Here is a 20,475-nt window from a genome sequence, read left to right as displayed (position 1 = left end):
GATGACAATGAAACGGAGCCTGTGCGCCGGTGTGGCGGTTCTGGCGCTGATGGGCGGGCAGGCCGGGGCGCGTGACCTGAAATTCGCGCCGGGCGAGGATGCGCGGCTGAACTGGGACAGCTTCGAGGCGTTCAGACAGGATCTGTCGGGGCAGGAACTGACGATCCTTGGCCCTTGGCTTGGGCCTGACAAGGATCTGGTCGAAAGCGTCATCGCCTATTTCGAGGCGGCAACCGGCGCCAAGGTGAATTACAGCGGCTCCGACAGTTTTGAACAGCAGATCGTTATTGACGCGCAGGCGGGCTCGCCGCCCGATATCGCGGTTTTCCCGCAGCCTGGCCTGCTGCGCGATCTGGCCAGCAAGGGCTTTGTGGTGCCGCTGGGCGACGAGACCGCGAAATGGGTGGCCGAAAACTATGCTGCCGGCCAAAGCTGGGTCGATCTGGCGACCTTCCCCGGCAAGGATGGCACGCCGGGACTTTACGGTTTCTTCTACAAGGCCGACCTGAAATCGCTGGTCTGGTATGTGCCCGAGAATTTCGAGGACGCGGGCTATGAAGCGCCAAAGACCATGGAGGAGCTGAAGGCGCTGTCGCAGCAGATCGTCGATGACGGCGGCACGCCGTGGTGCATCGGGCTTGGCTCGGGCGGGGCGACCGGCTGGCCCGCGACCGACTGGGTCGAGGACATGATGCTGCGCACCACCACGCCCGAGAATTATGACCGCTGGGTCAGCAATGATCTGAAGTTCGATGATCCCATCGTGGTCAATGCCATCGAGGAATATGGCGCCTTCGCGCGCAACGATGCCTGGGTGGCGGGGGGCGCGGGCGGTGTCGCCTCCACCGATTTCCGTGACAGCCCGAAGGGCCTGTTTGCCTCGCCGCCAGCCTGCTACATGCACCGTCAGGCCAGCTTCATTCCGTCCTTCTTCCCCGAAGGCACGGTGATCGGGCAGGATGCCGATTTCTTCTACTTCCCGGCCTATGCGGGCAAGGATCTGGGCCAGCCAGTGCTGGGCGCGGGCACGGTGTTCGGGATGATGAAGGACAGCCCCGCCGCGCGCGCCTTCATCCAGTTCCTCGAAACGCCCATCGCGCATGAGGTCTGGATGGCGCAGAAGGGCTTCCTGACCCCGCACAAGGGCGTCAACCCCGAGGCTTACGGCGACGAGACGCTGAAGAAGATGGGCGACATCCTGCTGAACGCCACCACCTTCCGCTTTGACGCCTCTGACCTGATGCCCGGACCAATCGGCGCCGGGGCCTTCTGGACCGGCATGGTCGATTATTCCGGTGGCAAGGATGCGGCGGCCGTGGCGGCCGAGATCCAGAAGACCTGGGATACGCTGAAGTAAAACGCGCGATGTAACGAGTGCATCCCGCCCGGAGCAATCCGGGCGGGGAGTCTGCGGCTGTCTTGGAGGCTTGGGGGAAACATGGAACAGCTACTGATGGCGGGCGGCACCATCGTGATCGGTGTCTTCGGATGCGTCGCCTATTTCTTTCTGTCGAACCTGATCCTCGATACGCTGCTGCCACCACGCGGGGCAGATGCCGGGCGCAATATCGCCCGTGCGGCCCAGATCCGGCCCTGGCTGTTCCTGCTGCCTGCCGTGCTGCTGCTGGCGGTCTATCTGGTTTATCCGGTTTTCGTGTCGGTCTGGTATTCGTTCCACGATTCCACCGGCCAGACCTATGTCGGCTTCGACAATTATTCGTGGCTGGTCAGCGATTCAAAGTTTCGGGAATCGATGCGCAACAACCTTCTGTGGCTGCTGGTGGTGCCCGCCGCATCGACCTTCTTCGGTCTGATCGCCGCCGCCCTGACCGACCGTATCCGCTGGGGCAATTTTGCCAAGGCGATGATCTTCATGCCGATGGCGATTTCCTTCGTCGGGGCCTCGGTGATCTGGAAATTCATCTACGACTATCGCGGCGATGGCCAGACCGAGATCGGCATGCTCAACGCGATCTGGGTCTCGCTGGGCGGGCAGCCTCAAACCTGGCTGACGCTGGAGCCGGGCAACAGCTTCATGCTGATGATTGTGCTGATCTGGATTCAGACCGGCTTTGCCATGGTGATCCTGTCCGCAGCACTGCGCGGCATCCCCGAGGAAACGGTGGAGGCCGCGATCCTCGACGGTGCTTCTCCCTTGCAGATCTTCGCCCGCATCAAGGTGCCGCAGATCTGGGGCACCATTGCAGTGGTCTGGACCACGATCACCATCACCGTGCTGAAGGTTTTCGACATCGTGCTGGCGATGACCAATGGCCAGTGGGGCACGCAGGTGCTGGCGAACCTTATGTTCGACTGGATGTTCCGCGGCAATGATACCGGGCGCGCCTCGGTCGTGGCGTTGGTCATCATGCTGATGGTGACGCCGATCATGATCTGGAACATCCGCAATGCCCGGAAGGAGATGCGCTGATGGACAATATCGCAGGAACCAAGTCCTCGCTGGTCTGGGCCGTGCATCTGGCCACCGCCGCGCTGGTGCTTCTGTGGGTGCTGCCGACCATCGGGTTGCTGGTCTCGTCCTTTCGTGATCGCGACCAGATCACCACCTCGGGCTGGTGGCGGTCGCTGTTCCCGGCTGAACAGAACATCGTCTATCGCGCCGGGGATGCAGATACGCAACGGCAGGACGGACCGCTCTGGGTGATCGACGGTAATGTGTTTGACGGCGCAGGGGGCGAGGTCACGGCCTTCGGCGTGAACTCCCGCGCGCCGGATGCCTTCGCGCCGGGGGCCGAGGCCGATCTGAAGGACGGGGTAAAGCTGGCGGTGCAGGCCAATGGGGACTACCGCCTGACCGCGCCCGCGCAGTTCGAGGGCCGCTCGCCCCGCATCTTCGTCAGCTCCGTCACCCCGCCGCGCTTCACGCTCGACAATTACCGCCGCGTGATGTTTGCTGAAGGGCTGGGCCGCGCCTTCCTCAACACCATGACGGTAACCATTCCCGCCACCATCATCCCCATCCTGATCGCGGCCTTCGCGGCCTACGCACTGGCGTGGATGGAGTTTCCGGGCCGCGCGCTGCTGATCGCCGCTGTGGTGGGCCTGCTGGTCGTGCCCTTGCAGATGGCCTTGATCCCGCTTCTGAAGCTGCACAACCAACTGGGCATCGGCAAGGAATACATCGGGATCTGGCTCGCGCATTCCGGCTTCGGCCTGCCGCTGGCGATCTACCTTCTGCGCAACTACATGGTCGGCCTGCCGCGCGAGATCATCGAAAGCGCGCGCGTCGATGGCGCGACCGACTTCCAGATCTTCCTCAAGATCATCCTTCCGCTCAGCTTTCCGGCGCTGGCTTCTTTTGCGATCTTTCAGTTCCTCTGGACCTGGAACGACCTGCTGGTCGCCACCGTCTTCCTGGGCAACAACCCCGACCAGCTGGTGATGACCGGCCTCCTGCGCGAGCTGATGGGGTCGAAAGGGGGCGAGTGGGAAATTCTTGCCGCCTCGGCCTTCGTGTCCATCGCTGTGCCGCTGATCGTGTTCTTCGCAATGCAGAAATACCTGGTGCGCGGCCTGCTGGCCGGCTCCGTGAAGTGAGAGACCCATGACCCTTCCCAAAGACCCCGACTGGTGGCGCGGCGCGGTGATCTATCAGATCTACCCGCGCAGCTTTCAGGACAGCAACGGCGACGGTATCGGCGACCTGCCGGGCATCACCTCGCGGCTGGATCACATCGCGACCCTCGGCGCCGATGCCATCTGGATCAGCCCGTTCTTCACCTCGCCGATGAAGGACTTCGGCTATGACGTCAGCGATTATTGCGACGTCGATCCGATGTTCGGCACACTGGCCGATTTCGATGCGCTGGTGACGCGGGCACATGATCTGGGTCTGCGGGTGATGATCGACCTCGTGCTGTCGCACAGTTCCGACCGGCATCCGTGGTTCCGCGAAAGCCGGCAGAGCCGGGATAACCCGAAGGCCGACTGGTATGTCTGGGCCGATCCGAAGCCTGATGGCACGCCGCCGAACAACTGGCTGTCAATCTTCGGCGGCTCGGCCTGGAGCTGGGATGCACGGCGCGAGCAATATTACCTGCACAACTTCCTGACCTCGCAACCCGATCTGAACTTCCACAACCCGGATGTGCAGGAAGCGCAGCTTGACGTTGCGCGGTTCTGGCTGGAACGCGGAGTGGATGGTTTTCGACTGGACACCATCAATTTCTATTTCGCAGACAAATACTTGCGAGACAATCCTGCGCTGCCAAAGGAACTGCGCAACGATTCCATTGCGCCCGCGGTGAACCCCTATAACCACCAGATGCACCTGTTCGACAAGAACCAGCCGGAGAACCTTGAATTTCTGCGGAAATTCCGTTCCGTTCTGGCGCCTTACGGTGCGGCCGCGGTGGGCGAGGTCGGCGATGCGCAGCGCGGGCTGGAGATCATGGCCGAATATACTTCGGGCGGCGACAAGGTGCAGATGTGCTACCCGTTCGAGATGCTGCAACCCAGGCGCCTGACCGCCGAGGGGGTGGAGGCGACCTTTGCCCGTATGGCCGCTGCTGCGCCGGATGCATGGCCGTGCTGGAGCTATTCAAATCACGACACGGTGCGCCACATCACCCGCTGGCAACTTTCGGAAGAGGGTGCAAAGGCTTATACCGCGCTCCTGATGTGCCTGCGTGGCTCGGTTTGCCTGTATCAGGGCGAGGAGCTGGGGCTGCCCGAGGCAGAAATTGCCTTTGAGGATCTGCAAGACCCCTACGGAATAGAGTTCTGGCCCGAGTTCAAGGGTCGTGATGGCGCACGCACACCGATGACCTGGCAGAAGGACAATGCGCAGGGTGGCTTTACTGCGGGTCCGCGCGCCTGGCTGCCGGTGACGCCACCGCATCTGGCGCGGGCCGTTGGCGCACAGGCAGGCGTGGCGGACTCCATGCTGGAATTCTACCGCGCCGCGCTGGCCTTCCGCCGCGCCCATCCGGTGCTGCGCTATGGCGATATGACCGGAATCACGGCCGAGGGCCCGGTGATCCGCTTCACCCGGCAGGGCGCGGAAGAAATCTTCTGTGCGTTCAATCTGGGAGAAGCATCGCAAGACATTCACCTGCCCGATGGGCGGTGGGAGGCGATTGGCGGTGCTCTTGGCGCGCAGCCGGTGATCGAAGGAAAGGCTAACCTGGGTCCATGGCACTATTGCCTGGCCCGTCGGGTCTGAGGGAGGGGCGCTTATGGCCGATCTGAAGCTGACCGGGGTCGAAAAGGCCTATGGTGAGGTCAAGGTTCTGAAGAACATCGACCTCGATATCAAGACGGGCGAGTTGATCGTGTTTGTCGGGCCCTCGGGCTGCGGAAAGTCCACGCTGTTGCGGATGATCGCAGGGCTGGAGCGCATCACCGGCGGCAATTTCACCATTGACGGTGTGCGTATGAATGAAGTGCCGCCTGCGCAGCGCGGCATCGCCATGGTCTTCCAGTCCTATGCGCTGTATCCGCATATGACCGTACGGCAGAATATGGAATTTGCGCTGAAAATCGCGAAGAAGCCGCAGGCGGAGATTGACGCGGCGGTCGACAATGCCGCGCGTATCCTGCAACTGACGCCCTATCTGGATCGTCTGCCCAAGGCGCTTTCCGGGGGGCAGCGGCAGCGCGTGGCCATCGGGCGGGCGATCGTGCGCGACCCGAAGGTCTATCTGTTCGACGAACCGCTCTCGAACCTCGACGCTGCCTTGCGGGTGGCGACACGGATCGAGATTGCACAGTTGAAAGAGGCGATGCCCGGATCGACCATGATCTACGTCACGCATGATCAGGTGGAGGCGATGACGCTGGCCAGCCGTATCGTGGTTCTGGCCGGTGGCGGTATCGCACAGGTTGGCACCCCGCTGGAGCTTTATGAACGGCCCGAGAACGAATTCGTGGCGCAATTCATCGGCAGCCCTGCCATGAATCTGCTGCCCGGCAAGATTGTCGCCACCGGCGCCGAGACGCGGGTCAAGCTGGATGGCGGCGGCGAGGCCATCGCGGCGATCCCCACCGGGGACGCGGATCTGGGGCTGGCGGTGAACCTTGGGGTGCGGCCCGAGGATATGGTGCCCAGTGACACCCCCGCGCTTTACACCGGCGAGGTGGAAATTACCGAGGCGCTTGGCGAGGTGACGCTGCTTTATTTCAAACGCGCGGGCGAGGCGGCGCCGGTGGTGGCGAAGCTGCCGGGTATCCATCAGGGGCTTCGGCACAGCGCGGTGCATCTGACTGCCGATCCGGCCAAGCTGCACCTGTTCCACAACGGCCGTTCGCTGCTCTATCGCTGAAACAAGCGCCAGCCCGGCGAGGAACAGCAGCGATAGCGCCAGTGCGATCAGCGCGGGCACCCAAAGTGTCAGGCGAGGCGGTTGTGGCAACTTCTCCATGACCGCTTCATCGCATCTTAAACTTTCCTGCCGGTTAATGGCGGAATGAAAAGTCTGACCGATTCCGAATGGGACATACTGGTCCCCGCGCCGCCCTTGCAGCAAAGCCGCAGCTATGGGGCGGCTCTGGTACGACTCGGGGCGCGGGCAGAGCGTGCGCTGCTGCACAACGTCCCGGTGCAGGTGATTACACGGCGCGGCCTGCGGATGGTTCACCGACCGCCGCCCAGTATATGCCTCGCGCCTCTGGCACGTCATGCCGGGGTGACAGTGGCGACCAGCACAGCAGCGGGGATTCTGCCGCTGATCACGGCGCGGCACCATGCAGAATGGGATGTGAGTCCGACGTCAGAGGTCTTGCGCAAGGCACTGGCCCCGAAATGGCGCGGTCATCTGAATTGGTCAGAATGCACAGATATTTCAGAGGGTCACGATGCAATCCTGCAAGGCCTTTTGAACAAGGACATGGCGCAGGGCAGGGCGCGCGGTTACCGCAATCTGGGGGCCGCCTTTCTCGCCGCCTGGCGGGGGGAGCGGCTGATCCTGCATGTGTCCCGCAAGGGCGGGATGCTGGCTGCCATGCTGTTCCTGATCCATGGCGCGGCGGCGACCTATCTGATCGCCTGGACCAGCGCAGAGGGGCGCCGGATCGAGGCGCATCGCGCGATGCTCTGGCACGCTGCTTTGCTGCTGCGGGGGCGCGGCGTGACCCGCATCGACCTTGGGCCTGTCGATGCGGGCAATCCGGGCCTTGCCGGGTTCAAGCTCGGCACGGGCGCCAGGCTGGTGAACCTTGGGCCGACCGGCCTTGTGTTACCGCTGTGACCGCGCATGGAAGATGAAACCGAGGAAATTCAGCAAGACCTGCGCGGCGAGGATGGCCGTTGACTGACTCGGGTCGTAGTCTGGCGCCACCTCGACCAGATCAATGCCGACAATCTCGTGGTCACGGGCGACACCTTGCAGGATCTCCAGCACCTCGTAGTAAAGGAACCCGCCGTGCGAAGGTGTGCCGGTGCCCGGCGCGATCGAGGGGCAGAAGCCGTCGATGTCGATGGTGACGTAAAGCCGCGCACCCTTCGGGATTCGGGCCAGAACCCCGTCGCAACCCAGCTTCCGCACCTGTCGCACGCTGAGGATGTCGTCGCCCATGGCGCGCGCGGCCTCATATCCCTCTTGCGTCGTGGAAGAAACATTGCGGATGCCCAGCGCGGTGATCCCGGTCACATAATCCTTCTCCGCCGCGCGCCGCATCGGATTGCCATGGCCGTGCCGGACACCGTGACGCACATCGACGAAATCCAGATGCGCGTCGATTTGCAGAATGTGGATCGGGCCCTGATCGTCGAAGGCGCGGATGCAGGGGATGTTCACCGAATGGTCGCCACCGATCACCACGGGCAAGGCGCCTGCCTTCAGGATGGCGCGGACTCCGGCCTCAATATTGGCGTGGCTCGTCTCGGTGTCGGTATGCACAATGTCGGCGTCGCCGATATCCACGATGCGAACATCGCTGCCAAGATAGGTACAATCGTCCTCGTGATCATAGGCGCCGGCATGGCCAAAGCTGAACAGGGTGGACGCCTCGCGCACCGCCCGTGGGCCAAAGCGCGCGCCCGCACGGAACTGGGTGCCGAAGTCGAACGGCGCCCCCATCACGGCGGCATCAGCCTCGATCCGGCTCCAGTCGGCCTGATAGGGGCGCTTGCCGAAGGTGGAAATGCCCACGAAGGGCAGGTTGAGGCGTCCGGTCTCGTAGGCGTGGCCGCTCATCGGAATCTCCCTGTTGTTTCGGGCGATCCTGACCGGGGTTCAGCCTTTCGGCAAGAAGCCCCGTCGCGCGGCGATCAGACGGGCCAGCCGCTCGCCCGCAGGCGACAGCGCATTGTCGCGCGCGACGGCAAGCACCAGTGGCTCGCCCGCACCGGCATCCAGCACCGGGCGCGTCACCAGCGCGGCGCCATCATAGCTTTGTCCCGGCACCGGCGCGGTGTAGCTGAGCCCGACCCCCAGCCCGTTGGCTGCGAAAGAGCGCATCAACTCCAGCGTCGCGGTGCGATGGGCGATGCGGGGTGCAAGGCCGCGCCGGGCGAACAGCGCCCGCATATGCCCGACTGACAGCCCCTGATCGGCGAGGATAAGCGGTACATCGGCCAGTTCCGCCAGCGACACCCCGGCGCGCAGCGCCAGCCGGTGACGCGGACCCATGACGGCATGCGGCTTCACACGGGCGACCTCTTCCCGCGTCACGCTGAGCGGCAGGCCCAGATCCCATGTCAGGGCAAGGTCGATCTGGCCGCGACCAAGGCCATCGGTCATCGCCTCGAACCCCAGCACTCCGGGGGTGACGGGAAGGTCGGCGGGCAGCGCTGCCAGCAGGGGACCGAGGATCACCGGCGCCAGATCCTCGAACACCGCAAGCCGCACCGGGGCGGCGGGCGCGGCATCCCCCGCCATCAGCCGCGCCATGGAGGCCAGCTGGGTCTCTGCCGCTTCCAGAAAATCGCGGCCAAAGGCGGTGGGAACGGCGGGGCCGCGTGGGCGCCGCAGGAACAACGGTTTGCCGAGCTGCGCCTCCAGCTGAGACAGGGCGACCGACAGCGCGGGCTGGCTGATGTTCAGTGCCTGCGCGGCAGCCGTCACGCCGCCGTTGCGGGCCACGGCCACGGCATACTCCAGTTGGCGCAGGGTAACTGATAGCATTTATCTATCTCGAACATGCGAAGATATTATTTGAAACTATGTTAGCCACGCGTCACCTTTCTGCCAAGCGCAACAGGAGGCCCGCGATGGCGAAGATCGAGATCACCCCCGAAATGATCGAAACCTACCAGACCGAAGGAGTGGTGCTGGTCCGTGGCCTCTGGGCCGACTGGGTGGAGGATCTGCGCGCCGGGGTGGAGCGCAATATGGCTGAACCAGGTCCCTATGCGGCCGAGAACCTCAAACCCGGCGAGGGCGGCCGCTTCTTCGATGACTATTGCAACTGGGGTCGCATTCCCGAGTTCGAGCGTGTGATCCGCGAAAGCGCCGTGGCCGAGGTGGCGGCGCAGCTGATGGCGTCTGACCGGGTGCAGATGTTCCACGATCATGTGCTGGTGAAAGAGCCGGGCACCTCGAAACCGACGCCGTGGCATCAGGACGGCCCGTATTACTTCGTCGAGGGGCAGCAGACGGTCAGCTTCTGGTCGCCGCTGGACCCGGTGCGCGAGGCCAGCCTGCGTTGTGTCGCGGGTTCGCATCGGTGGGAAAAGGAAGTGCTGCCGACGCGCTGGCTGGCCGAGACGAGCTTCTACCCCAACAGCGAAAAATACATGCCGGTCCCCGACCCGGATGCCGAAGGCATGCCGGTGCGCGAATGGCAGATGGAGCCGGGCGATGCCGTGGCCTTCAACTATCGCACACTGCATGGCGCGCGCGGCAACAATGCCGCTACGCGGCGGCGCGCCTTCAGCCTGCGGCTGGTGGGGGACGATGCGCGCTATGTGGAGCGGCCGGGCCGAACCTCGCCGCCCTATCCGGGGCACGAGATGCAGCCGGGGCAGCGCCTGCGCGAGGATTGGTTTCCCTATCTGCGCTGATCCGGCAGGGTGCGGCTTTGCCGCACTTTCGCGGTTTCCTCCGATAGGCTAGGGCTGGGACAACCCGAACCGGAGGTGCCCATGCCCGACCCCAAGCCCGCACCGCAGATGAACCGGCCGCGCGTCTATCCGCCGCCCGAGTTTCCGCCGCGCCGCCCGGCGCTGTTCGCGCGGATGCCGCCCGCGGTGTTTCCGGTTCTGATGGGCGCTCTTGGCCTGGGTCTTGCCCTGCGGCGCGGGCTGCCGGCGCTGGGGCTGCCTGCGGAGATCGGCGATATGGTGCTGGGTGCTGCCGTCGCGCTCTGGCTGTTCGCGGCCTTCGGCTATCTGGTAAAGCTGACCCGCCGCCCTTCGGTGTTGTTCGAGGATCTGCGGGTGCTGCCGGGCCGGGCGGGCCTTGCGGCGGGGTCGCTGGGCTTGCTGCTGACCTCCGTCGCAATTCTGCCCTATGTTCCGGCCATGGCGCAGGGGCTGCTTTTTGCGGGTCTTGGCCTGCATGCCGCGCTGGCTGCTGCGCTGATCTACAGTTTTGCCACCGGCCCGGCCGAGGCGCGCGAGGTGACCCCTGCCTGGCATCTGCATTTCGTGGGCTTCATCATCGGCGGGCTGAGCGCCGCGCCCCTGGGGCTGATCGGGCTGTCGCTGCTGATTTTTGCCGCCACCGGCCTGGCCGCGCTGGCGATCTGGGCGGTTTCGCTGTTGCAACTGTTCCGCCGTATTCCGCCGGCGCCGCTTCGGCCGCTTCTGGCGATTCACCTGTCTCCTGCCTGCCTGCTGTCCGGCGTCGCGAGCCTTCTGGGCTTGAATGACTGGGCCCTGGCGTTTCTGGCCGTCTCGGGGGCCATCTTCCTCGCGCTGGTCGGGGCGGCCCGCTGGATCACGGTCAGCGGTTTCAGCCCGATGTGGGGGGCCTTTACCTTCCCGCTGGCGGCTTTCGCCTCGGCGCTGTTCCTTCAGGGCTTTGATGTCACCGGAACCATCGTTCTGGTTCTGGCGCTGGGGCTGGTCCCTCTGGTGCTGTTCCGGGTGCTGAAAGCCTGGGCCGGGGGCAGCCTTGCCGCCCGCACGAACGCGGCAGAGGCCTAGGGCCTCCGCCTGCCACTGATGCCGGGAGGCGCCCGAGCGTCCCGGGCGTTGCAGGGTTTGTTCAGACGCGCAGCGGATCGGCCTTCGCCAGCCGGTCGAAAGCCATCAGGCTGTCGATGAGCGCAGGCATCTGATCCAGCGGAATCATGTTTGGCCCGTCCGAAGGCGCGCTGTCCGGCGCTTCATGCGTTTCGATGAACACGCCCGCGATCCCGATGGAGACGGCGCAGCGCGCCATGACCGGGGCAAATTCGCGCTGCCCGCCGGAACTGCCGCCCTGACCGCCGGGCTGTTGCACCGAATGGGTGGCATCCATGATCACCGGCCAGCCAGAGCGCGCCATGGTCGGCAGGCTGCGCATGTCGGCGACCAGCGTGTTGTAGCCAAAGCTGACGCCGCGTTCCGTCAGCAGGATGCGGTCGTTGCCGGTGCTTTCCACCTTTTCGGCCACATTCGCCATGTCCCAGGGCGCGAGGAACTGGCCCTTCTTGATGTTCACCGCCGCGCCGGTTTCCCCGGCGGCGATCAGCAGATCGGTCTGGCGGCAGAGGAAGGCAGGAATCTGGATCACATCCACCACCTGCGCTGCCGCGCGGGCCTGTTCGGCATCATGAATGTCGGTCAGGACCGGCATGCCCATGGCGCGCACCGCCTCCAGCACCTTCAGCCCGGCATCCATGCCCAGACCACGCTTGCCTTTCAGGCTGGTGCGGTTGGCCTTGTCGTAGCTGGCCTTGAACACATACTGCGCCCCGGCGGCCGCACAGGCCTCGGCCATGCGGCCCGCGATCATCTGGGCGTGGTCCAGACTTTCCAGCTGGCAGGGCCCCGCGATGACCAGCAGCGGCTGGTCGTTACCGGCGGTCAAGCCGCCGATCTGCACCTGTTTCATCCGTCTCTCCTTATGCCGAGACCTGTTCGCGCAGGATGGCGACAGTCATCGAGATCATCAGGTAGATACCGGCAAAGATGAACAGTGCAACCATGGTATATTCAAATGCGCGGGGGTAGGTGGGCTCGTCCGGCGGAATCGGGCTCACCGAAAGCGAGAGATACCGCACCTGACGGTTGACCTCGATCCGCGCAGCCTCCATCGCCTGAAGTGCCTGCGCCAGCAGAAGGCGGCGGGTTTCCACATCGGATTGCGCCACCATCAGTTCCCCCTGCACGACAGCAAGGCTTTGCTGGCCATCGCCCGCCTCGGTCAGCTTGGCGCGCAGATTGGCGATTTCGCTTTCCAGCGTGGCGATCCGGCGTTTCAGCGGCTCCATCCGCGCCTTGTTGGGATTGGCGTTGCTTTCCATCTGTTGCAGCGACAGCCGGTCGGCGGTCAGCTGGGTGTCCAGATTGCCGATCTGCGTGGTGATCAGGCTGACCTCGACCTCGGAGCTGAGCACCTTGTAGCGTTCCTGAAGGTCGACCACCTTCTGCTGTGCCGCCAGCATATCACGTTCGGTATTCTCATAGGTTTCGCGGGCACCCTTCATCTGGTCCTCGCGCAGGCGGTGGGTCAACTGATCCACCTGTTCCTCTGCATAGCCGACGAGGGCACGGGCAAATTCGGCAGATTTCTCGGGGTTGGCCGCCACGACTTCCATCTTGATGATGCCCTCGCTCGGGTCATAGGAGATGTGGATGTGGCGGGTATAGGCCTTGTAGGCGGATTCGAAACTGGCGTCCGGGGCAAGGCGCTGGATCGGGTCGATCTGGTCGCTTTCGAAATGCGCGCGGAAACCGTGATCGGCGTCGAGCCGCAACATCGCATCCCGTGATTGCAGATACCCCTGCACCGTGATCGAATCCTGTGAGGTGGCAAAGCCGGTGCCTGTCAGCAGGCCTCCCAGGCCCCCTGCGCGGCCCGCGCCCATGCTGTCGCCGGATTGCTGGATCACGAATTCGGTTTTTGTCGCATACATCGGAGTCGCGACAAAGAAGAAGTAAAAGCCTGTCAGCAGCGTGGGCAGGCCGATGAAGAACATCAGTCGCAGCGACAGCAGCGCCGCGCGGCGGCGGCGGCGGCGGGCCAGATCGCGCTGGATGCGCATGATTTCGGCCGCATGGTTCGTCTCGGCCCGCACTTCGGTCGAGGGAACCTGCACCGGCTTGATGGTCTGCGGCAGTTTTACACCGTCGCCCTCGGGCACCAGCGCGCGGCTGCCCGGCGCAGGCGGCAACCCTCCGCCATCCCCGCCCGCTTCGGTTTCAGTGCCACCAACCAGTTCGATCAGGTTGGTCCGCTGGAACGGATCAATCCCCGCCTGCCGCAGCAGCCGCACCGCATCGAAATCAGATGTGGCGGGCATTTCATGCTTCTGTGCCAGACGGCGTGCCAGCCGGAGTTGCCGCCCGGTCAGCCCCTCGCGACGGATCGCCTCAAGATCGGTCGGCCCGATATCGCGGGTCGTCCCCTGGTCCTGCGGGCGTGGCGTGACAAAGGTCATGTCGCCGAAACCGTCTTCCGGCTGCTCGAACAGCATGCCGTCCTTCGGCGCAGGCTTCTCCGCCGCGCGCGAGGGCAGCGGTTGCACCGGATCGGGGCGACGAATGCGGAATCGCTTAGCCGTTAGCTTTGTAGTCATAAAGACGTTTCGCTTCTTCCAGAGAGTCGAACATGTAAAGCCGACCACCCGCCAGAACGGCGGCCTGGTGGCAGAATCTTTCCAGTGTCGAGGCCTGATGCGAGACCACGACAACGGTGGTGTTTTGCAGACGTTGCTTCAGGATCGACCCGGCCTTGCGGTTGAACTCGGGGTCCGTGGTGGCGGGCATACCCTCGTCGATCAGGTAGATGTCGAAATCCAGCGCCAGCATCAGCGCGAAGCTGAACCGCGAGCGCATCCCGGCGGAATAGGTGCCCACCGGCATGTCGAAATATTCGTTCAGCCCGCACAGCCAGCGGCAGAAGCTTTCGACGTAATCGGGGTCAAGGCCGTAAAGCCGGGCGATGTAGCGTGAGTTTTCGGTGGCGGTGTGCTTGTTCACCACGCCGCCCATGAAGCCCAGAGGGAAGGAAATGCGCGAGGTGCGGATGACGCGGCCCTCGTCAGGCTTTTCCAGCCCGGCCATCATGTTGATGATGGTGGTCTTGCCGGTGCCGTTCTTCGCCAGAATGCCGAGCGATTTGCCGATCTCGACCCGGAACGACGCCTGGTCAAGGATGACCTTGCGCTGCTTGCCGGTCCAGAAGGACTTGCTGACGTTCTCGAACTCGATCATCGGGGCCTCACCGCATCTGCCTGATGCGTTCGATCCGTTCCGGTTGTCTCCCCGGATAGGGCATATTCCTTAATACCTCGTCACGCTTTACCGCACCGATATGCAAAAGCAATCAGGCTATATTATGTCAGCCGCAGGCCGGGTTTGGCAATCGTCAGCGGGACGGACGGGCGCGGGACAGCAGAAGAAGCAGCGGCCCCGCCAGCAGGGTCAGGGCGAGGCCAAGGCGGGCGGCCTCGGCCATGGCGCCACCGGGGATGGCGGTATCCAGCGACAGGACCGGCACGGTGAAGCCGCTTCCGGCGATGGCGCCGATGCGGGCCATGTCGGCAAGGGTCAGCCCCTGCGGCAGCGGCAGGCCGAACAGGCGCAGCGCGATCAGCGTGCCCGCCATCAGGCCCAGCGGCTTGCCGATCCAGAAGGCGGCAAGCGTCACGAGCGTGGTAGGGGCAAAGGCACCAAGGTCGATGCCGCCGCGCGTCAGGCCGAACAGAAACAGTACGCCCACCAGCGGCCGCATCAGCAGATGGGCAAAGCGGTTGAGCGGATCGTGCAGAAACTCCTCTGCCTCGGCGAACAGGCCGAAGGCACGACGAGCATGCGGAATGGCCGGAATGACCGGAAGCAGCCCCAGCGCGCCCGGAAGGCCCGCCGCCGCGACGCCGGTCCAGCTCAGCGCGCCTGCCACTACATAGGGCCAGAGGTGCAGCGCCCGCTGACGTTCGGTTTCCCGCTCCGACCGGGCATGGCGACCGTAAAGCAGCCAGACCCCCGCCGCCGCCGCAAGGGGCAGCAGCAGCCACAGCAGGCGCAGCGCCTCGTCCGGGCGCATCAGGGCCAGCGCCAGCAACCCCGCCAGTTCCGCCCCGATGGTGATCAGCAGCAACATGTGCAGCGCCGGATGCTGCGGCCCGAACAGCCGCCGCCCGATCGCATAGCCGATCACCACGTCGCAGCCGACGGGCACCGCCCAGCCGCTGCCGAAACTGGCCTCTTCCGCCGTTTCGATCAGGGCCGAGACCAGCAGCCAGACCAGCACCGCCCCACCGACCGCGCCCATGGTGGCCATGAAGGGCAGCGCTCCGCGCCGCCCGTGCAGGGCACCGCGCTCCAGCATGTTGGCCTCCCAAAGCTCTTTGCCCAGCAGGAAGAAGAAGAACGCCATCAGCAGGTCAGAAGTCAGCGTGATCAGGGTCGCACGCACATGGTCGGCAACGATCCAGCCGGGGAAAGGCAGCGGGAACAGCCCATGCTCCATCACATCGTAATAGCTGGCGGGATCGAGATTGACCCAGAGGGTCGCCACGAGGCTGCCCGCCAGCAGGGCACGGGCGAAATGCAGGATGAAGCTGGAAACGCGATACATCAGTTCACCATGGCGCTGGTCTTTGTGCTGTCCTATCCTCGGGGGTATGGCGCGGCAACGGCACGCAGGGGCGGGGCGGCGCCGGTGTTGCAACGAGGCACCGGAGGGGATGCAGGAACTCGCCGCGGAAATCGCCGCCTGCCGGCTGTGCGCTGCGCGCTTTGCGGCGACGGCAACCGCGCATGTGCCGCGCCCGGTGCTGTGGCATGGCGCGCGGGCACGGGTGATCGTCGCGGGGCAGGCACCGGGGCTGCGGGTGCATCAGTCGGGCAAGCCCTTCACCGATCCTTCGGGCGATCGGCTGCGCGACTGGATGGGGCTGGACGAGGCTGCCTTCTATGACCGGAGCCGCATTGCAATCCTGCCGATGGCCTTCTGCTTTCCCGGTTACGATGCCAGGGGCAGCGACCTGCCGCCGCCGCCCGTTTGCGCACAGACCTGGCGGGCGCGGGTGCTGGCTGAACATCGCGCGGCACGGCTGGTGCTGGCGGTGGGCGGGGCGGCAATCCGCTGGCATCTGGACGACCGTCGCCCGGTTGCACAGGTGGTGGCGGATTGGCGCAGCACGGTGGCGCGCGGGATTATCCCCTTGCCTCATCCCTCTTGGCGCAATAGCGGGTGGCTGAAACGCAACCCGTGGTTCGCCGCCGAGCTGTTGCCCGAGCTGCGCGCCCGCATCCGCGCCGCGATGGAGGGCCCCGATGACCCCGCTTGATCTTGCCTATGAGGCCATGGCCGCCGCGCCCGACGGCGATGACGCGCCGCGTCTGCGGTTCTATGAGCGGCTCGCCGATGGCGAGATGATCCTGCTGCTGGAAAAGGAAGCCGAGGGCGAGACGCTGGCGCCGCGTGTCTTTGATCTTGAGGACGGGCCGGTGGTTCTGGTGTTCGACACCGAGGAGCGGCTGGGCGCTTTCACCGGCATGCCCGCGCCCTATGCGGCGCTGCCGGGGCGGGTGATCGCCGGGCTGCTGGCCGGGCAGGGCATCGGGCTGGGGGTGAATCTCGGGGTGGCGCCGTCCTCGATGCTGCTGCCACCCTTCGCGGTGGACTGGCTGGCCGAAACGCTGGCCCATGGCCCCGAGGAAGCCGAGGCGCGGCCCGAGCGGTTCGAGCCGCCGCGCGGGCTGCCGCAAGGCCTGATCGAGGGGCTGGATGCGAAACTCGCCCGAGCGGGTGGTCTGGCGGCGCATGCGCTGCTGGCGGCGGTGATCTATGAGGGCGGGCGGCAGGGGCATATGCTGGCTTTCGTCGATGCGGTGGAAGGCGCACAGACCGCGCTCGCCCGTGCGGCGGCCGAGGCGCTGACCTTCTCGGGCGTCGAGGCGGGCGAGATGGATGTGGCCTTCCTGGACGGGGACACGGCGGTGCTAGCAGCCATGGCCCGCGTCGCGCTGCGCTTCGATCTGCCGGTGACGGTGGCGGCAGAGCCACCCGCGCCGCAGGCGCCCGGCATGGACCCTGCGAAACCCCCGGTGCTTCGGTAACTTTTCAGATGGCGCCGCCTGCGGCGGCAAGCTTTTCTGTCACCGGGCGGGCTGCGCCGCCCGGTTCCGGGGGCCTCCGGCGGGGATATTTGGGCCAAGATGAAGGCGGATTTTGGGGTATTTTGATACCTATTTCGTATGTATATGTTTTTGCTGAAAATTATTGATTGCGCGACGCTTGACCGGCGCGTGGAAATGCAGGAAAAGCCCGCATCCGAGATAGAGGGGCGTCCGCGTCCCGACAATTCCATGGGTCTGATATGAAAACCTTCACCGCTACTCCGGCGGATATCGAGAAGAAGTGGATCCTGATCGACGCTGAAGGCGTCGTTCTGGGCCGCCTCGCCACGATTGTCGCCAATATCCTGCGCGGCAAGAACAAGCCGACCTTCACCCCCCACATGGACATGGGTGACAATGTCATCGTCATCAACGCCGACAAGGTGCAGATGACCGGCAACAAGCGCAATGACAAGCGTTACTACTGGCACACCGGCCATCCGGGCGGCATCAAGTCGCGCACCGCGCGCGAAGTGCTGGAAGGCGCGCATCCCGAGCGCGTGGTGACCAAGGCCGTCGAGCGCATGATCACCCGTAACCGTCTGGGCAAGCAGCAGATGACCAACCTGCGCGTTTACGCCGGGGCCGAGCATCCGCATGAAGCGCAGCAGCCGACCGTCCTGGACGTGAAGGCTCTGAATCCCAAGAACACCCGGAGCGCCTGATCATGGCTGACATCAAATCCCTCGACGATCTGAAAGCGGCCGTCTCGGGCGAGGCTGCCGCGGTTGCCGAAGCGCCCGTGCGTGAGCCGAAGCGCGATTCGCTGGGCCGTTCCTACGCCACCGGCAAGCGGAAGGACGCGGTTGCCCGCGTCTGGATCAAGCCCGGCTCGGGCAAGGTCACCGTCAATGGCAAGGAAATGGCGGCTTACTTCGCCCGCCCGGTGCTGCAGATGATCCTGCGTCAGCCGTTCCAAGTTGCCAATGTCGAAGGCCAGTTCGACGTTTACGCCACCGTTGCCGGTGGTGGTCTGTCGGGTCAGGCCGGTGCGGTGAAGCACGGCATTTCGAAGGCGCTGCAACTCTACGAACCCTCGCTGCGCGGTGCGCTGAAAGCGGCGGGCTTCCTGACCCGCGACTCGCGCGTTGTGGAACGGAAGAAATACGGCAAGGCCAAGGCCCGTCGTTCGTTCCAGTTCTCGAAGCGCTGATCCGGTTTTCCGGTTTTACGAAAGGCCCGCGGTGTTCCGCGGGCCTTTTGCTTTGCGGCGGGTGCGCGGGCAAAAGCAGGCAAAAAAAGAGGGCCGGAAAACCGGCCCAGTCAGGGGTACGACAGGAAGGGAATGGGGTCAGTCGCGCCAGAACGGCTTTTGTGCCTCTTGCGCGGCGGTCATCGGGTCGAGGCCGATGTCGCGCAGCAGATGGGTGTCGAGCTTTGCGATGCCACGGCGCGCCTGACGGCGCAGTTCCCAGGTCATCACCTTATGCGCCACGGCAAACACCAGCCGCGACACCGGCGGCAGCGAAAGCATGGGGGCGGTCAGATCGGTCCGGGTCATCATGGCACCTTTTGTATTGATACAAACCTCGGTTTCGGTTATGCGTCATTGATACAATGGCGGCGTGGCGAATGCGAGGGCTAGATTGTGACTGATACAAATTGGCAGCCGGACCTCGACAGCCATCCGGGGCCGAAATATCTCGCCCTGACCCGCGCATTGCGCGAGGCGATCCGTCTGGGAGAGCTCGCGCCCGGTGCGCAGCTCCCGACCGTGCGCGATCTGGCCTGGCGGCTGCATGTGACGCCGGGCACGGTGAGCCGCGCCTATCAGCTTGCGACGCAGGAGGGGCTGCTGGCCGCGACGGTGGGGCGCGGCACGTTCGTTGCCGCCCGTGCGCCGCGTCTGGGGCCGACGCAGGCACTGTTTCAGGAGCGTGACCTCAGTGACGAGCCGTGGCTGGTTGATCTGCGGTCGCCGCAACTGCCCGATGTCGGTCAGGGTGCGGCCTTTTCGGAAGCGTTGCAGAAGATCGGGCAGGGACTGGATGCGGCCTGGCATGATTATCCCTCGCAGCGGGGCGAGGCGCCTTTGCGCGCCGCCATTTGTGACTGGCTGTCCGACCGTCTTCTGGGCGCCTTCGGGCCGGAGGATATCGCGCTGACCCATGGCGGGCAGAATGCGCTGCTGCTGGTCTTTCTTTGTTGCCTGCGCGGCGACCGGCCGGTGATCCTGACCGAAGATCTGGCCTATCCCGGCATCCGTCATGCCGCGCGACTGGTGCGCGCCGATGTGGTGGGGGTGGAAATCGACGACGAAGGCATGTTGCCCGACGCGCTGGAGGCCGCCTGCCGACGCCATGGTGCGCAGATCCTTGTCCTGACGCCCGAGGCGCAGAACCCGACGGCCTGCCGGATGGGGGCGGCGCGGCGCGCCGAAATCGCCGCCATCGCCCGCCGCTATGACCTTCAGATCATCGAGGATGATTGCTATTCGATCACGGAAAGCAATCTGCCCACGCTGCATGCCATCGCGCCGGAACGGACGTGGTATGTGGGGTCGATGTCCAAATCGGTCTCGGCGGCTCTTCGGTTCGGTTATGTGGTCTGCCCCTCAGGCATGGGCGAGGCGGGGCGGCTGACGGCGCAGCACGGGTTCTTCGCGCTGGCGCGGCCGGTGTCGGATCTGGCACTGGAACTGCTGGAAAGCGGGGCCGCGCAGGAGATCCGCCGCAAGGTGCAGGAGGTGTTTGCCAGCCGGTTGATGACGGCGGTGAATGCGCTGGGGCGGTTCGATATCCGCTGGCAGGCGGGGTTGCCCTTCCTGTGGGTGCCGCTGCCTTCGGGCTGGCGGGCCTCGACCTTCGCCCGGCAGGCGGAGGCGGAGGGCGTGCTGATCCGGCAGGCCGATGAATATGCGCTGATCCATGGCCGGGCGCCGCATGCGCTGCGCATCGCGCTGGCGGGGGCAATTCCTGCGGATCGCTATGCCAGCGCGGTTGCGACTCTGGCGCGGCTTCTGGGGCATCCGCCGTCGGATATGGCGGTCTGATTCCGGCCCATGCCTGTTGCGGCGCTGTTTTCAAGGCTGCCGGGCTTTGTGCGAAGCCTGGCCGACCTGTCGGATTTTGCGGCAATTCCGCAGCGACAGGTCCGGCGGCACATGAAAAAATGATCAAATTATTTTTTGCGAGATTTCATGGCCTTGCAAAGATATGTCCATGGTCTGTTCCGGCCTCGCAGGCCGGATATCCGATTTCTCCCCTTTTCTTGTGAGCGGCCCTATGCCAGAAAATCGGGTATAAGGAACAAGCAATTGGCAACAGGCGCCCTAAGGTGCCGGGCCGTTCTGGACA

At 64.8% G+C, this 20,475-nt stretch carries 20 protein-coding genes; 13 read left to right on the top strand and 7 right to left on the bottom strand.

Translation table 11 applies throughout. The features are described 5' to 3' along the window. Positions 1 to 7: 7 nt before the first annotated feature. The 6 genes from C8N34_RS00450 (at position 8) to C8N34_RS00425 (ending at position 7,208) form a co-directional block, all read left to right on the top strand. A complete protein-coding gene (locus C8N34_RS00450; RefSeq protein WP_108127389.1) occupies positions 8 to 1,357 on the top strand; it encodes an ABC transporter substrate-binding protein in 1,350 nt (449 codons plus the stop codon). 81 nt (positions 1,358 to 1,438) lie between these two features. After that, positions 1,439 to 2,431 (top strand): carbohydrate ABC transporter permease, encoded by a 993-nt coding sequence (locus C8N34_RS00445; RefSeq protein ID WP_054303521.1) that lies wholly within the window; start codon positions 1,439 to 1,441, stop codon positions 2,429 to 2,431. Further along, positions 2,431 to 3,558 (top strand): carbohydrate ABC transporter permease, encoded by a 1,128-nt coding sequence (locus tag C8N34_RS00440; protein ID WP_108126824.1) that lies wholly within the window; start codon positions 2,431 to 2,433, stop codon positions 3,556 to 3,558. The genes C8N34_RS00445 and C8N34_RS00440 overlap by 1 nt, the downstream gene beginning before the upstream one ends. Positions 3,559 to 3,565: 7 nt before the next feature. Continuing rightward, a complete protein-coding gene (locus C8N34_RS00435) occupies positions 3,566 to 5,185 on the top strand; it encodes an alpha-glucosidase (RefSeq protein ID WP_108126822.1) in 1,620 nt (539 codons plus the stop codon). Positions 5,186 to 5,198: 13 nt separating this feature from the next. Then, positions 5,199 to 6,284 (top strand): ABC transporter ATP-binding protein, encoded by a 1,086-nt coding sequence (locus tag C8N34_RS00430; protein WP_108126820.1) that lies wholly within the window; start codon positions 5,199 to 5,201, stop codon positions 6,282 to 6,284. 144 nt (positions 6,285 to 6,428) lie between these two features. Next, positions 6,429 to 7,208, top strand: a complete 780-nt coding sequence (locus C8N34_RS00425) for a GNAT family N-acetyltransferase (RefSeq protein WP_108126818.1) — start codon at positions 6,429 to 6,431, stop codon at positions 7,206 to 7,208. Here C8N34_RS00425 and speB read toward each other — a convergent pair. Beyond that, a complete protein-coding gene (gene speB / locus C8N34_RS00420) occupies positions 7,197 to 8,156 on the bottom strand; it encodes an agmatinase (protein ID WP_108126816.1) in 960 nt (319 codons plus the stop codon). The two genes, C8N34_RS00425 and speB, sit on opposite strands and share 12 nt — an antisense overlap. Positions 8,157 to 8,195: 39 nt before the next feature. Then, the gene (locus tag C8N34_RS00415) at positions 8,196 to 9,086 is read right to left on the bottom strand and encodes a LysR family transcriptional regulator (RefSeq protein WP_054303527.1); all 891 of its coding nucleotides are present in this window, start codon (positions 9,084 to 9,086) and stop codon (positions 8,196 to 8,198) included. Between the two features lie 86 nt (positions 9,087 to 9,172). Between C8N34_RS00415 and C8N34_RS00410 the strand changes: the two genes are divergently transcribed. Further along, complete coding sequence (locus C8N34_RS00410) at positions 9,173 to 9,964, top strand: phytanoyl-CoA dioxygenase family protein (protein ID WP_108126814.1); 792 nt, start codon at positions 9,173 to 9,175, stop codon at positions 9,962 to 9,964. An 81-nt stretch (positions 9,965 to 10,045) separates the two neighbouring features. Next, complete coding sequence (locus tag C8N34_RS00405; RefSeq protein ID WP_235451296.1) at positions 10,046 to 11,050, top strand: TDT family transporter; 1,005 nt, start codon at positions 10,046 to 10,048, stop codon at positions 11,048 to 11,050. A gap of 61 nt (positions 11,051 to 11,111) precedes the next feature. Here C8N34_RS00405 and kdsA read toward each other — a convergent pair whose 3' ends face one another. The 4 genes from kdsA to C8N34_RS00385 all read right to left on the bottom strand — a co-directional run bounded on the left by kdsA (position 11,112) and on the right by C8N34_RS00385 (position 15,632). Further along, the gene (kdsA, locus tag C8N34_RS00400) at positions 11,112 to 11,942 is read right to left on the bottom strand and encodes a 3-deoxy-8-phosphooctulonate synthase (RefSeq protein WP_108126812.1); all 831 of its coding nucleotides are present in this window, start codon (positions 11,940 to 11,942) and stop codon (positions 11,112 to 11,114) included. 10 nt (positions 11,943 to 11,952) lie between these two features. Next, complete coding sequence (locus tag C8N34_RS00395; RefSeq protein WP_054303530.1) at positions 11,953 to 13,629, bottom strand: KpsE/RkpR family capsule polysaccharide export protein; 1,677 nt, start codon at positions 13,627 to 13,629, stop codon at positions 11,953 to 11,955. Continuing rightward, positions 13,607 to 14,266, bottom strand: coding sequence for an ABC transporter ATP-binding protein (locus C8N34_RS00390; protein ID WP_054303531.1), 660 nt, complete (start codon positions 14,264 to 14,266; stop codon positions 13,607 to 13,609). The genes C8N34_RS00395 and C8N34_RS00390 overlap by 23 nt, the downstream gene beginning before the upstream one ends. Positions 14,267 to 14,420: 154 nt before the next feature. Continuing rightward, on the bottom strand, positions 14,421 to 15,632 hold the full coding sequence (locus C8N34_RS00385) for a Na+/H+ antiporter NhaA (protein WP_108126810.1): 1,212 nt from the start codon (positions 15,630 to 15,632) through the stop codon (positions 14,421 to 14,423). Positions 15,633 to 15,741: 109 nt separating this feature from the next. Here C8N34_RS00385 and C8N34_RS00380 point away from each other — a divergent pair, with 109 nt between their 5' ends. The 4 genes from C8N34_RS00380 (at position 15,742) to rpsI (ending at position 18,332) form a co-directional block, all read left to right on the top strand. Beyond that, entirely contained in the window at positions 15,742 to 16,347 is a 606-nt protein-coding gene (locus tag C8N34_RS00380; protein ID WP_054303533.1) for a uracil-DNA glycosylase family protein, read from the top strand. Then, positions 16,334 to 17,119 (top strand): SseB family protein, encoded by a 786-nt coding sequence (locus C8N34_RS00375; protein WP_108126808.1) that lies wholly within the window; start codon positions 16,334 to 16,336, stop codon positions 17,117 to 17,119. Before C8N34_RS00380 ends, C8N34_RS00375 begins: the two co-directional genes overlap by 14 nt. A gap of 260 nt (positions 17,120 to 17,379) precedes the next feature. Beyond that, entirely contained in the window at positions 17,380 to 17,844 is a 465-nt protein-coding gene (rplM, locus tag C8N34_RS00370; protein WP_054303535.1) for a 50S ribosomal protein L13, read from the top strand. Positions 17,845 to 17,846: 2 nt separating this feature from the next. After that, entirely contained in the window at positions 17,847 to 18,332 is a 486-nt protein-coding gene (gene rpsI, locus C8N34_RS00365) for a 30S ribosomal protein S9 (RefSeq protein WP_054303536.1), read from the top strand. Between the two features lie 138 nt (positions 18,333 to 18,470). On the opposite strand, the gene C8N34_RS00360 is transcribed toward rpsI, so the two are convergent. Next, positions 18,471 to 18,683: a DUF1127 domain-containing protein gene (locus C8N34_RS00360; RefSeq protein ID WP_108126806.1), complete on the bottom strand. Its 213-nt coding sequence runs from the start codon at positions 18,681 to 18,683 to the stop codon at positions 18,471 to 18,473. A gap of 84 nt (positions 18,684 to 18,767) precedes the next feature. Between C8N34_RS00360 and C8N34_RS00355 the strand changes: the two genes are divergently transcribed. Continuing rightward, positions 18,768 to 20,171, top strand: a complete 1,404-nt coding sequence (locus tag C8N34_RS00355; protein ID WP_108126804.1) for an aminotransferase-like domain-containing protein — start codon at positions 18,768 to 18,770, stop codon at positions 20,169 to 20,171. The last annotated feature ends 304 nt before the right edge of the window (positions 20,172 to 20,475 follow it).

Source organism: Gemmobacter caeni (assembly GCF_003054195.1).
Classification (GTDB): Bacteria; Pseudomonadota; Alphaproteobacteria; order Rhodobacterales; family Rhodobacteraceae; genus Gemmobacter; species Gemmobacter caeni.
The sequence above is the reverse complement of the archived record's forward strand: the minus strand, read 5'-3'. Positions and strand labels throughout refer to the sequence as shown.